12 protein-coding genes are annotated in these 13,466 nt (G+C 66.1%); 10 read left to right on the top strand and 2 right to left on the bottom strand.

What is annotated here, in order from left to right:
* Positions 1-67: 67 nt before the first annotated feature.
* Positions 68-994, bottom strand: a complete 927-nt coding sequence (gene ubiA, locus V6V88_RS26845) for a 4-hydroxybenzoate octaprenyltransferase (protein WP_062839039.1) — start codon at positions 992-994, stop codon at positions 68-70.
* Between the two features lie 119 nt (positions 995-1,113).
* A complete protein-coding gene (locus tag V6V88_RS26840) occupies positions 1,114-2,310 on the bottom strand; it encodes a PLP-dependent aminotransferase family protein (RefSeq protein WP_223573643.1) in 1,197 nt (398 codons plus the stop codon).
* Between the two features lie 143 nt (positions 2,311-2,453).
* Here V6V88_RS26840 and V6V88_RS26835 point away from each other — a divergent pair, with 143 nt between their 5' ends.
* From V6V88_RS26835 to aspS, 10 genes are all read left to right on the top strand, one after another.
* Positions 2,454-2,939, top strand: coding sequence for a GAF domain-containing protein (locus V6V88_RS26835; RefSeq protein WP_056327139.1), 486 nt, complete (start codon positions 2,454-2,456; stop codon positions 2,937-2,939).
* Between the two features lie 346 nt (positions 2,940-3,285).
* On the top strand, positions 3,286-4,200 hold the full coding sequence (gene dapA, locus V6V88_RS26830) for a 4-hydroxy-tetrahydrodipicolinate synthase (protein ID WP_338617063.1): 915 nt from the start codon (positions 3,286-3,288) through the stop codon (positions 4,198-4,200).
* A 101-nt stretch (positions 4,201-4,301) separates the two neighbouring features.
* Positions 4,302-5,087: a sterol desaturase family protein gene (locus tag V6V88_RS26825; RefSeq protein WP_056327145.1), complete on the top strand. Its 786-nt coding sequence runs from the start codon at positions 4,302-4,304 to the stop codon at positions 5,085-5,087.
* On the top strand, positions 5,087-5,995 hold the full coding sequence (locus tag V6V88_RS26820; protein ID WP_338617062.1) for a fatty acid desaturase: 909 nt from the start codon (positions 5,087-5,089) through the stop codon (positions 5,993-5,995). Before V6V88_RS26825 ends, V6V88_RS26820 begins: the two co-directional genes overlap by 1 nt.
* Before the next feature lie 35 nt (positions 5,996-6,030).
* Positions 6,031-7,956 carry an iron-containing redox enzyme family protein gene (locus V6V88_RS26815; RefSeq protein ID WP_280001509.1) on the top strand — a complete coding sequence of 642 codons (1,926 nt, stop codon included), beginning with the start codon at positions 6,031-6,033 and terminating at the stop codon, positions 7,954-7,956.
* Entirely contained in the window at positions 7,953-8,849 is an 897-nt protein-coding gene (locus V6V88_RS26810; protein ID WP_338617060.1) for a hypothetical protein, read from the top strand. Before V6V88_RS26815 ends, V6V88_RS26810 begins: the two co-directional genes overlap by 4 nt.
* A 124-nt stretch (positions 8,850-8,973) precedes the next feature.
* Positions 8,974-10,257: a putative Na+/H+ antiporter gene (locus V6V88_RS26805; RefSeq protein WP_338617059.1), complete on the top strand. Its 1,284-nt coding sequence runs from the start codon at positions 8,974-8,976 to the stop codon at positions 10,255-10,257.
* 205 nt (positions 10,258-10,462) lie between these two features.
* Positions 10,463-10,786 carry an FmdB family zinc ribbon protein gene (locus V6V88_RS26800; RefSeq protein ID WP_338617058.1) on the top strand — a complete coding sequence of 108 codons (324 nt, stop codon included), beginning with the start codon at positions 10,463-10,465 and terminating at the stop codon, positions 10,784-10,786.
* Between the two features lie 10 nt (positions 10,787-10,796).
* Positions 10,797-11,468, top strand: a complete 672-nt coding sequence (locus V6V88_RS26795) for a DUF502 domain-containing protein (protein ID WP_062838837.1) — start codon at positions 10,797-10,799, stop codon at positions 11,466-11,468.
* A 36-nt stretch (positions 11,469-11,504) separates the two neighbouring features.
* Positions 11,505-13,292 carry an aspartate--tRNA ligase gene (gene aspS, locus V6V88_RS26790; RefSeq protein WP_056327158.1) on the top strand — a complete coding sequence of 596 codons (1,788 nt, stop codon included), beginning with the start codon at positions 11,505-11,507 and terminating at the stop codon, positions 13,290-13,292.
* Positions 13,293-13,466: the final 174 nt, after the last annotated feature.

Raw genomic sequence — 13,466 nt, 5'->3', positions numbered from 1 at the left:
CAATCCCGCAAACAGGCGGGCCAAAGCGGCAAACGCCACGGCCGGGCGCCGTGGCGTTTGCCGGGGATCAGCGGATCAGCGCACCCGCCAGCGCGGCTACGACAAGCAGCGCGCCCAGCCACAGGTTGGCGCGAAAGAGCATGAAGTTACGGTCGGGGCGCTGAATGTCGAAGACTTTCAATTGCCACGCGAGGTGCGCCGCCACGGCGATCATGCCCACCTGATAGGCCCACGACAGGCCCATCGCATGCCCGCCCCAGGCCCACAGCAGCACCGTTCCCACGTAGAAACCGCCGATCCAGAGCTTGCCCTGGTCGCCAAAGCGCATGGCGGTCGAGTGCAGGCCGAGGCTGCGATCGTCGCGCACATCCACGTAGGCGTAGATGCTGTCGTAGCCCACCTGCCACAGCACGGCACCCAGCCACATGGCGATGGCGGCAAGCGGCACATGGTTCTGCGTGTCCGACCAGGCCATGAGCATGCCCCAGTTAAAGCAGATGCCCAGCACGACCTGCGGCCAGTACGTGACGCGCTTGCACAGCGGATAGATGAAGACGAAGGGCAGGACCGCCACGGCCAGCCAGCGGCTCATGTCGTTCAGGAAAAAGAGCAGCGAGCCGCAGACCAGCAGCTGGCCGAGCAGGAACCAGACGGCGTTCTTCATCGTCAGCTGGCCGCTGGTCAGCGGACGAAAGCGCGTGCGTTCGACGTGCTTGTCGAAGTTGCGGTCGCACATGTCGTTGACGGTGCAGCCGATGCCGCGCATGAGCAACGCGCCCAGCGAGAACACGATGAGGCGTTTGAGGTCGGGCAGCCCGCCCGCGGCCTGGACCAGCGCGGCGATCGCCGGCAGCAGGGTCAGCCAGGTGCCGATGGGGCGGTCCAGGCGGCACAGGCGGGCATAGGGACGCCATGACTTCGGAAGCCAGCGTTCGACCCAGTCGGTGAAGACGATGTCACTGAGGTCGGCGGGGGAAGGTTGCGAAGCGCTCACTGTGTCGGTCAAAAGAGGTCGGGAAAGCCGACAGCATAAAACAACGGCCGGGCGCTGCGCCCGGCCGATCGGTGATCAACGCATCCGCGCCGCCCCTGCGGGGGCGGCGGCGGACGTTGTCATTCCGCCTTCAACAGCTTGCCCAGGATGGCGATGCCGGTGCGGATCTTGTCTTCCGGCACGGTCGCGAAACTGAGGCGCAGCGTGTTGCGCTTGCCTTGGCCGCTGTAGAACGGCGCGCCGGGCACGAAGGCCACGTTCTGCGCGATGGCTTTTTCGAGCAGCTTGGTGCTGTCGATGTGCTCGGGCAGCGTCAGCCAGATGAACATGCCGCCCTCCGGCTTGGTCCAGCTGACGGTGGACGGGAATTCCTTCTGGATGGCGTCCAGCATGCAGCTGCCCTGGGCGCGGTAGATCTCGCGCACGTTCGGCAGGTGTTCGGCCAGGAAGCCGTCCTTGACGATCTCGTACACGGCCATCTGGGTCAGCGTGGGCGTGTGCAGGTCCGTGGCCTGCTTGGCCTGCACCAGCTTGTTGATCAGGGCGCGGCCGCCAACGATGTAGCCCAGGCGCAGGCCCGGCGCCAGCACCTTGGAGAACGTGCCCAGGCGGACGACGTTCGCGCCGTATTCCTTGGCAAGCGCGATCAGGCCGGGCTGCGGCTCGCCGGCGTAGCGCAGTTCGCCGTAGGGATCGTCCTCGACGATGGTCAGGCCCAGTTCGGCGGCGCGCTTGACCAGCGCGATGCGGCGTTCCAGGTTGAGCGTGCGGCCCGTCGGGTTCTGGAAGTTGGGCAGGGCGTACAGGAAGCGGGCGCCAGCGGCTAGTTCGGGCGTGATGGCTTCGGGGATCAGACCGCCTTCGTCGGTGGGCACCGGCACGAAGTTCGGCTGGTACAGGCTGAACGATTGCAGCGCGCCCAGATAGCTGGGGTCTTCGACCAGCACCTTGCTGTCCTTGTCGATGAGCACCTTGCCCAGCAGATCCAGCGCCTGCTGCGAGCCGGAGACGATGAGGACCTGGTCGGGGGCGACGTCGGCGCCGGACGCGGTCAGTTCATCGGCGACCCACTTGCGCAGGGGCGCATAACCTTCGGTGGGGCCGTATTGCAGGGCCGCGCGGCCGTTGGTGGACAGGACCTTGTCGAATGCCGCACGCACCACTTCTACCGGAAAGCCGCCGGGCGCGGGCAGACCGCCTGCGAACGAAATGACTTCGGGGCGCTCGGTGACCTTGAGAATCTCGCGGATGGCGGAGCTGGTGAGTTGCAGGGCGCGTTCCGAAAAGGAAAACGCAGGTTCGATAGGCTTGTCCATGGAGTGCTTCTTGATCAAGAAGGGTGGGTCGGGTGATACGGTTGACAACAAAGTATTGTCCCATACGGTAACAGCCCGGCCCCTTTATCGGGGGGAACCCCTAAAATCACCTGCATCGATAACCGCCTGTACAGTTACATTCCATGTTCGAAGCCGCTCCCATCGTCGCCGAGTCCAAAGCCGCCCTGTATGCCGAACTGACCGTCCAGGCGCGTGCGCTGCTGCAAGGCGAGCCCGACCGCATCGCCAACGCCGCGAACCTGAGCGCGCTGGCGTTCCAGGCCCTGCCCGAACTGAACTGGGTGGGGTTTTATTTCTTCGACGGCACGGAACTGGTGCTGGGCCCCTTCCAGGGCAAGCCCGCCTGCGTGCGCATTCCGCTTGATCGCGGCGTGTGCGGCGCAGCAGCCAGCCAGCGCCAGACGCAGCTCGTGCCGGACGTGCATGCTTTTCCCGGCCACATCGCCTGCGACGCGGCTTCTCGTTCGGAAATCGTGGTGCCGCTGGTGCACCGGGGCGAACTGATCGGCGTGTGGGACGTGGACAGCCCCGTGCCGGACCGCTTCGACGAAGACGACCGCAAGGGCATGGAAGCGCTGTGCCAGGTGTTTCTCGCGACGCTCGGCTGACTGCCCTCCCGCGGCCACCGAATTCGGCCCGAAATGCCCGTCGTTGACACCGCCGCGCCCGCCCGGTAGATTGCTGCATCCGCCGCCTATCGCGTCCCCGCTCATCCATGATTCATCAGGCCCACCAGACTGCTAGCCACCTCCGCGCCCTTGGCGTGGTGCTGGCTGCCGCCGGCCTGAAATCCAAAAAACAGCCGCTCATCTGACCGGAGCATGCTGTTCCGTCAGATGGGCGACGGAACAGCGGCCTGCCGGCAGCGCTTTGGCGCACCCGCGCGCACCCCCACTGATATCCCGAGCACTTCTGTACGGTCCCCCCCAACGGTCCATACTAAGGAGTGTTCTCATGCAATCGAATCAATCTCTGTTCCAGGGTGTCTGGGTGCCCCTGGTCACGCCGTTTTCGGGCGGCCATGTCGACGGCGGAGCCCTGCGCCGCCTCGTGCGGCACTATCTGGCGGCGGGCGTGGACGGCCTGGTCGTGTGCGGCAGCACCGGCGAGGCGGCGGCCCTGGACGATGCCGAGCAGCTCGCCGTGCTGGACGCGGTGCTGGCCGAAGCCGGCCCGCTGCCCATCGTGATGGGACTGGCCGGCAATCACCAGGGCCATGTGCTGCAGCGGTTGTCGGCCTTCGGCACGCGGCCGCTGGCCGGCATCCTGGCGCCCGCGCCGTATTACGTGCGCGCGGGCCAGGAAGGCGCCGCCGCCTACTTCCGCTGCCTGGCCGATGCCTCGCGTTTCCCGCTGGTGCTCTACGACATTCCGTACCGGACCGGCACCACGCTGGACACGTCCACGCTGCTGGCGCTGGCGGCGCACCCGAATATCGCCGCCATCAAGGACTGCGGTGGATCCCTGGAAAAGACGGTGGCGCTGATTGCCGATGGTCAGATGAACGTGCTGGCGGGCGAAGACCTGCAGTCGCTGTCCGCAATGTGCCTGGGGGCCACGGGCATGATCGCCGCTGCCGCCCACGTGCGTCCCGATCTTTTCGTGGCCATGCACCGCGCGGTGCGGGCGCAGCGGCTGGACGAGGCCAGGACCCTGTTTCATGCATTGGCGCCAATGATCCGGCTGACGTTCGGCGAGCCGAATCCGGGGCCGCTGAAGGCGCAACTTGCCCGCCAGGGGCTGCTGTCGAACGAATTGCGCCTGCCCATGCTGCCGGCCAGCGCGGCGCTCGCGGCGCAGCTGGATGCCGCGGTGGATGCGCTGGATCGGCGGTTTCCGGCGGGTGGGCCGGCGCTGCGCGCGGCATGAGCGGTTTGTGGCGTCCGGATTCAATTGGTAATACTTGCCCTACCGGGAAGCTGACGGATTGCTTATGATGCGGCCATTCTTCGGGGTGAAACAAAACCTTCATGGGCCAAGCTTTTGAAGCCTTGTCCGCCTGGCAGGTCATGCTGGCGGGGCTGCTTTTCTTCGGCGGCATCTACCTGGTCTTTGGCGCGGCCACTTGGCTGCTGACGCGGCACATCCTGCCGGCCCTTGGCCTGGGCCGGCCGCTCGATCCGCGGCCCCTGGCGCCGGGACAACTGCGGCGCGAACTGGCGCAATCGGGTCTGTCGATCCTGCTGTTCGGCACCGGCATGATCTTCCCGTGGGGCCTCTTGCAACTGGGTTGGGCGCGCCTGGACCCGGATGCGAGCTGGCAGCAGATCGTGCTGGAAATCCTGGCGCTGGTGGCCTGGAACGACGTGCATTTCTGGATCAACCACCGGCTGCTGCATACGCGGCTGCTGCGCCGTTTTCACCTGCCGCACCACCGTTCGGTCGTGACCACGCCGTTCTCGACCTACAGCTTTCATCCCATCGAGGCGCTGATGCTGGGCAACGTGATCCTCTTGCCGATGGTGGTGCATGATTTCAGCTTCTGGTCGCTGCTGTCGGTGCCGCTGTTCAGCCTGTTCTTCAATTGCATCGGCCACGCCAACTACGATTTCTTTCCCAAGGTGTCGTACGCGCACTGGTTTGCCGCCAGCCGCCGGCACCATCTGCACCATGCCTGCTACAACGGCAACTACGGCTTCCAGTTCACCTTCATGGATCGCCTGTTCCGCACGCGGCTGGGGGCGGACGCCGCCGAACGCCAGTTGCAGGCCCACCGCCAGCGCGAGTCCGGCGCGGGCCTGCGAGGCTCCGCATAGTGGCGCCAAGCTTGGGCCCGCGGCGCACGCTGCCCGCGCTGCGCAATCGGCGCGATTGGCAGAGCCTGGCCTACCTGGCCGCGCTGCCCCTGCTTGCCGGCTGGCAGTGGTTCCACGGGTTCTGGTGGCCGGCCTACGCGCTGATGCTGTTCCTGACGCTGGGCATCGGCGTCATCCATCACAATCACACGCACCTGAGGATGTGGCGCGGCCGCCGCGCCAACCGCATCACCGATTTCTGGATCACGTTGCTGCAGGGCCATCCCACGTTCGTGTTCTACCCGGCCCACGTCGCCAATCACCACCGCTTCAAGCACGGGGCGCGCGATGTGGCGCGCACCTATCGGTTTGGCGGCGATACCAACCATCTGTGGGGCTACCTCATCCATCCGGTGCAGGCGGCCTGGGTGCTGTATCCGTTGTTCTTTGCGTGGCTGGGCCGGTTGCGCCGGCATTGGCCAGGCGCCTGGCGCTATTGCATGGCGCAGTACGGCGCGTGGCTGGGCCTGTGGGCCGGCCTCATCGCCGTGAATCCTGCCAAGGCGCTGGTGTTCGTGATCGTGCCGCAGCTTCACGGCCTGCATTGGCTGCTGGCCACCAACTATCTGCAGCACGCGCATGCGGACGGCGGGCCGCGGCAGGTGGCGGGCCTGAACTACGCGCGCAATTTCGAGGGGCTGGTCAATCCGCTGCTCTTTAACATCGGCCTGCACACTGCGCACCACGAACATCCGCGCGCGCACTGGTCCGAACTGACCCGCCTGCATCGCGAGCACTACCGCGGCCGCGTGCGCGCCGAATTGAATGAGCGCGGCCTCGCGCCCTACATGTTCCGCGTGTTCGTGCTGGGCGCCTTCGTCCCCAGGTTTCGCAGCCGTTCCTGCATGGCGCCCGAGCACGTCCGCTAGCGCCGCACTCCCCCTTTTTTAACCAGAGATCCGTCATGCCCATTGCGTTTCATCGTGTCTACCTGGAGAGCGCCGGTTATTTCATGCCGGGCGAGCCCGTGTCCAACGAGGCCATGGATGACTACATCGCCCCGCTGAACCGCATGTCCAGCCGGATCAAGACCCGCATCCTGGCTGAGAACGGCATCAAGCAGCGCTACTACGCCATCGACCCCGAGGGCGCGACCGTGTTTTCCAATGCGCAGCTGGCGGCCAACGCCATCCGCGATTGCCTGCGGCGCCACGACACCGACCTGTCGGCCATATCGATGCTGGCCAGCGGTTCGTCCGGCGGCGATGCGCTGATGCCGGGGTTTTCCAACATGATCCAGGGCGAGCTGGCCGCGCCGCCCATGGAAACGCTGTCGGTGCATGGCATCTGCGCCGCGGGTGTGTCGGCGATCCAGGCGGCCGCGCAAGGCGTCGAACTGGGCGCGCATGCCAGCGCGCTGGCGGTCGCCAGCGAATTGCCGTCGCGCCTGTTCAAGCGCTCGCGTTTTGCCGCGCGCGGCTACGACGCCGACTTCGACGCGCACTTCCTGCGCTGGATGCTGTCGGACGGGGCCGGCGCGGTATTGCTGGGCAACAGCGGACGGCCGCTGCCTGGCGCCTCGCAGGGCGTGCGGTTGCGCCTGAAGTGGGTGCATCAGCGCTCGTTCTCGGGCGACTATCCGGTGTGCATGCAGCTCGGGCTGTCCGCCGACCGGAGCAAGGGGCATCTGGACTACCCCTCGTGGAACGAGGCTGAAACCGACGGTGCGCTGTCGCTGCGCCAGGACATCCGCCTTTTGCCGCATCTGTTCGACATCGGCATCCACGAGTACGCCAAGCTGGTGCGCGACGGATGGGTGGATCCGGACCAGGTCGATCATTTCCTGTGCCATTACTCGTCAGAGAAATTCATTCCCGTTGTGGAAGACCTGATGGAGAAGGCCGGGCTGGTGATCCCGCGCGAGCGCTGGTTCAGCAACCTGGCGTGGCGCGGCAACACGGGCGCGGCATCGATCATGATCATGCTGGCCGAGTTCCTGGAAACGCGCGAGGTCAAGCCGGGCGAGCAGATCTTCTGCTACATCCCCGAATCCGGGCGCTTCATGGCGGCCTACATGCTGCTGGAAGTCGAAGCGGTGCACGCAACGCCCGCGGTGGCTGCCGGTGCGCCCGCTGCGGCCGCGCGCGAGGATGCCGGGTCCGCCGATGCCGACGCGATCGCGCCGCCGCATGATCCCGACATGGCGCCGCAGGGCCTGGGACAACTGTTGACCGAGCTGGCGGCGATCTGGCACGACTACCGCTCGCGCGTATGGCGCACGCCGGTGATCCGGCGTCTGCGCAACCGGCAGTTCCAGACCGAGGACTACCTGGCGTGGATGGAGAACTGGATTCCGCAGGTGCGCGAAGGCAGCAAGTGGATGCGCGAGGGCGCCGCGTCGCTGACCGAGCAATACGCGCCGCTGGCCGCGCTGATCGACATGCACGCGGGCGAGGAGCAGAACGACTTCCAGATCCTGTTCCAGGACTATCGCAACGCCGGCGGCGCGGTGGACAGCATCGACGCCTTGCGCCGAAATCCGGGCGGCGAAGCGCTGAACGCCTATCTGCACAGCCTGGCCGCCACGCGCGACCCCATCGGACTCTTGGGCGCGATCTACATCATCGAAGGCACGGGGCAACGCATCGTGCCTGCGCTCTTGCCGCTGCTCAAGGCCAGCCTGAAATTGCCGCCCGACGCCTTCCGCTTCCTGGAATACCACGGCCACAACGATGAGCACCATCTGGCGCGGTGGCTGTCGGCGGTGGAACTGGCGCTCGATTGCGACGAGGATGGGCGCGCCGAACAGCGCATCGTCGACACCGCGCGCCGCACGGCGGCGCTATACCTGATGCAGTTTCATCATGTGATGGAGGCGGATGCGGCATGAAGCAGGAACCCGAATTCCTTGCCCGGGAACACGATCCGGCAGACCCCAGCCCCTGGCTGGCCCTTTACCTGGATCGCAGCACGCCGCTGCCGGACAAGGTCAAGAAAGCGTGGCTGACGGATTCCAGCTGCGCGTCGCGGCAATACCTGCTGCCGTTCCTGCGGCCGATCGCGCGCGCCTTCATCATCCTGATCCAGATCGTCAAGACGTTCCTGCCGCGCCGCTGGTCGCATTCGCGGCTGCTGCACCGCATCCTGGCCTGGGGCTTGAAGCGGTTTGTGTCGCCCGAGGCGAACTGGCTGATTTTGCGGCACTTCCATCTGGGGGCGCAGGCGCTGTCGTTCATCGCCGCGAACTCGCCGGTGCCCATCAGCACGACGCCGCTTGAGCCGATGACGATTGACGATCTGAAGGACGACCTGTTCGTCAAGCACGACCTGAACCTCTTTAACTTCGTCATCCGGCTGAACCAGGCGCTGCGCGACGCGGGCGTGGAGATGCATGCCCCGCAGAAGGTGGACTATTCGATGCTGCGCGATCCGCCGATCCGGCTGGAGGACATGCCGCAGGGCAAGCTGAACTTCCTGGACCTGCAAAGCGCCATCGAGCTGTTCACGCCGCTGTACCAGCTTTTGCTGACCGACAACGATTTCTGGCGCGCGGCCAATTCGCTTCAGCTTGACGAGACCGTGGGCATCTATGCGGCCAAGCTGCTGGGGGCCCCGCAGCACCTCATCCTGGTCAACAACAACCATCCCCTGGTGCCGATGTCCACGCTGCGCGCAGGCTACCGGCTGGTGCTGCACGGGCTGTCCACGGAAATGCTGCACAGCCTGCTGATGGAGATGAAGGCGGCGCAGGCGGGCGCCGAGCCGCCGGCCCCGATCGCATAGAAAAGGCGGCAGGGATCAGTGTTGACCCGGCGTTACACCGGCCGGGCGCTGGGCTATATTGCGACGCTTGTCTTACAAGCCCGGCGGCGCCCGTAGCCGCCCGGCACCCTAGGAAATGCTGCAAATGCCCCAGACGCTAGAGGTCATCGCCACCATCCTGTTCGCCGTGGCGGTCCTCCATACTTTCTCGGTTCCCTTCTTCGCGCGGCTCGCGCATCGAGGGGGGCCGCACGCGGGCTTCTGGCATCTGTTCTCCGAGGTCGAGGCCGTCTTCGGCGTCTGGGCGTTCGCGCTGATTGTGACCATGGCCGCGCTGGCCGGACCGGCGGGCGCCATCGACTACATGGACACGCGCAATTTCACGGAGCCGCTGTTCGTTTTCGCGATCATGGTCGTGGCCGCCAGCCGGCCGATTCTTGAGCTGGTGGGGCTGCTGGTGCGCATCGTTGCGCGAGCCCTGCCCATGCCGCGCGAGCTGTCCACCTTCTTCGTCGTGATGGCCATGGTGCCGTTGGGCGGCTCGTTCATCACCGAACCGGCCGCAATGACGCTGGCCGCGATCCTGCTGCGCGACGCTTACTTCCGCAGCAGCGGCCGGGCCGGTTTCAAGTACCTGACCCTCGGCGTGCTGTTCGTGAACGTGTCCATCGGCGGCGTGCTGACGTCCTACGCGGCGCCGCCCGTCCTGATGGTGGCGGGCACGTTCGGCTGGGATGCGGCCTTCATGATGCAGCACTTTGGCTGGCGCGCGGCGGTGGCGGTTTGCCTCAACGCGGGCCTGCTGACCTTCGTCTGCCGCAAGGCGCTGCTCGAAGGCTCGGTGGGCACCCGCGGTGGCGTCGATGCCCCCGAAGGCGCCGGCAAGCGTGGCCCGGTTCCCGCCCTGGTGATCGCGGTGCACCTCGTGTTCCTCATCGCCATCGTGCTGACTGCGCATCATCCGGCGATTTTCCTGGGCTTGTTGATGATGTTCATCGGGTTCTCCGAGGCCTACAAGCGCCACCAGGACCGCCTGATGATCAAGGAGGGCTTGATGGTGGGCTTCTTCCTGGCCGGGCTGGTGGTGCTGGGCGGACTGCAGAAATGGTGGCTGCAGGACCTCTTGGGGGGGCTGGAGCCTTTCGTCCTGTTCTGGGGCGCGACCGCGCTCACGGCCATTACCGACAACGCTGCGCTCACCTACCTGGGTTCGCTCGTGGAGGGCACCAGCGATGTCTGGCGTTACATGCTGGTGGCCGGCGCGGTCACGGGCGGCGGGCTGACGGTGATCGCCAATGCGCCGAACCCGGCCGGTTTCGCGATCCTGAAGAACCATTTCCCGGACGGCAGTATCTCGTCCGGACGCCTGTTCCTGTGCGCCCTGGCGCCGACTCTGGTGGCGGCCGTGATGTTCCTGCTGCCGGTGTAGCGAACCGCCCGCCTGCCCGGGCGGTCTGCCCCCCGGGCGCGGCCCGGGGCCTGCACGCTGGGCCGGACTCCGACGCTTTATGAAAAACCGCTAAAATTCAAGACTTTCCCGTATTTTTCTAGCCTGGCCCAGCGGCCGCGCCCCGCGCCCGCGCGCGGCGGCAGGCCGATTTTGATATGCCCGGCTTTTCGCCTGGGAGTCCTCGATGCCCATCTATGCCTACAAGTGCAGCGCCTGCGGCCATGCCAAAGACGTCTTGCAGAAGATCTCTGACGCGCCGCTTTCGGAATGCCCCGAATGCGGTCAAAGCACGTTTTCCAAGCAGGTGACCGCGGCTGGATTCCAGCTCAAGGGCTCCGGCTGGTATGTCACGGACTTCCGTGGCAACGGCAGCGGCGGCAGCCAGGGCGCAGCGCCCGCAGGCGCGTCAGCCCCGGCTGAAAGCGCCACCCCCGCCGCCGCGCCTGCCGCGGCGCCGGCAGCCACCCCCGCCCCGGCGGCGCCTGCTGCCGGCAGCGCCGCCTCCTAGAGCGCTCGCGATGCGAATGCGCGTCATCAAGAAGTACTTCATCACCGGGCTGTTGATCTGGGTTCCCCTGGTCATCACGGTGTGGGTATTGGGGCTGCTGGTCGCTACTCTGGAAGGGTTCGTGCCTGGCTTTCTGTCCTCCGAATCGCTGTTCGGCCTGGACATTCCCGGTTTCCGCTTCGTCCTGGTGATCGCGGTGGTGCTTCTGACGGGCGTGTTCGCCGCCAACCTGATCGGTCGCACGATGGTCGACCAGTGGGAAAGCCTGCTGGGCCGCATCCCGCTCGTGCGCTCCATCTACAACTCGGTCAAGCAGGTCAGCGATACCGTGCTTGCCCCCAACGGACAGGCGTTTCGCCGCGCGGTGCTGGTGCAGTATCCGCGCGCGGGGGCCTGGACCATCGCTTTCGTCACCGGCACGCCCAGCGGTGAAGTGGCCGACAGCCTGCCTGGCGACCACATCAGCGTGTACGTGCCGACGACGCCCAACCCCACGTCCGGCTTTTTCCTGATGGTGCCTCGCGCCGAGGTGATCGACCTTCAGATGAGCGTGGACGCGGCCCTGAAGTACATCGTTTCCATGGGCGTAGTCGCCCCGGCCCCGGCGGCAACGCCCGTGGTCCGGCCGGCTGCGCTCTCTCCGGCGCCGGGCGTGCAGGACGCACCCCGCGCCGATTCGTAACCCTTAAACACCAAGCACACAACGGAGTCATCCCGCATGCGTACCTGCTACACCGGCCAGGTTTGCCGTGACCATCTCGGCCAGACCGTCACCCTGTACGGCTGGGTGAACCGCCGCCGCGACCACGGCGGGGTCATCTTCATCGACCTGCGCGACCGCGCGGGCCTGGCGCAGATCGTGTTCGATCCGGACAACGCCGCCTTCGCCACCGCCGAGCGCCTGCGCAATGAATTCTGCATCCGCGTCACCGGCCTGGTGCGCGAGCGTCCGGCGGGCACGGCCAACGCCGAACTGGCCTCCGGCGAAGTCGAAGTGCTCTGCAAGGAAGTCGAGATCCTGAACGCGTCGGTCACCCCGCCGTTCCAGCTGGACGACGACAACCTGTCGGAAACCACCCGCCTCACGCACCGCGTGCTGGACCTGCGCCGCCCGCAGATGCAGCGCAACCTGATGCTGCGCTACCGCGTGTCCATCGAAACCCGCAAGTTCCTGGACGAGCTGGGCTTCATCGACATCGAAACCCCGATGCTGGCCAAGAGCACGCCCGAAGGCGCGCGCGACTACCTGGTGCCCTCGCGTGTGAACGCCGGCCACTTCTTCGCGCTGCCGCAGTCGCCGCAGCTGTTCAAGCAGATGCTGATGGTGTCGGGTTTTGACCGTTACTACCAGATCACCAAGTGCTTCCGCGACGAAGACCTGCGTGCCGACCGTCAGCCGGAATTCACCCAGATCGATTGCGAGACCTCGTTCCTGAACGAGATCGAAATCCGCGAGATCTTCGAGAACCTGATCCGCCACGTGTTCAAGGTGGTGCAGGGCGTCGACCTGCCGTCGCCGTTCCCGATCATGCCCTGGACCGAAGCGATGCGCCGCTACGGCTCGGACAAGCCGGATCTGCGCGTGCAACTCGAGTTCACCGACATCACCGACGTGATGCGCGACGTGGACTTCAAGGTGTTTGCCGCCGCCGCCACGGCGCCCGGCAGCCGTGTGGTCGCCCTGCGCGTGCCGGGCGGCGCTGAAATGTCGCGCAGCGAGATCGACGCCTACACGCAGTTCGTCGGCATCTACGGCGCCAAGGGCCTGGCCTACATCAAGGTCAACGAAGTGGCCAAGGGCCGCGACGGCCTGCAATCGCCCATCGTCAAGAACCTGCACGACGCCGCGCTGGCTGAACTGGTCAAGCGCACCGGCGCCCAGGACGGCGACATCATCTTCTTTGGCGCGGACCGCGAGAAGGTCGTCAACGACGCCATCGGCGCGCTGCGCGTGAAGATCGGCCACAGCGAATTTGGCAAGAAGACGGGTCTGTTCACGGCCGGCTGGAAGCCGCTGTGGGTGGTCGACTTCCCGATGTTCGAATATGACGAGGAAGACGGCCGCTACACCGCCGCCCACCACCCGTTCACCAGCCCCAAGGACGGCCACGAGGACTTCCTGGAATCCGATCCCAGCAAGGCGTTCGCCAAGGCCTACGACATGGTGCTGAACGGCTGGGAAATCGGCGGCGGCTCGGTCCGTATCCACCGCGAGGAAGTGCAGAGCAAGGTGTTCCGCGCGCTGAAGATCGGCGCCGAGGAAGCCCGCGAGAAATTCGGCTACCTGCTGGACGCGCTGCAGTATGGCGCGCCTCCGCACGGCGGCATCGCGTTCGGCCTGGACCGCATCGTCACCATGATGACCGGCGCCGAATCGATCCGCGACGTGATTGCCTTCCCGAAGACGCAGCGCGCCCAGGATCTGCTGACGCAAGCGCCCTCGGAAGTCGACGAGAAGCAACTGCGCGAGCTGCACATCCGCCTGCGCAACGTCGAAAAGGCGTAACACTTCCGAAGCGTTTTTGGCGCTTCGGAAGCGGTGTCTGACACCCAGGTGCGGGGCTCTCGGATTGAAGGGCCTCTCGCGGGGGTGTCAGACACCGGTGCTGAGCTCGCGCTGTCCGCAAAGATGGGACGGCCGGCTGAAATGGAGTAATCTGGCTAACGCCGCCAACCACGG

The organism is Achromobacter sp. E1 (genome assembly GCF_037039475.1).
GTDB lineage: Bacteria > Pseudomonadota > Gammaproteobacteria > Burkholderiales > Burkholderiaceae_B > Achromobacter > Achromobacter mucicolens.
This window is presented reverse-complemented; position numbering and strand designations above follow the sequence as displayed.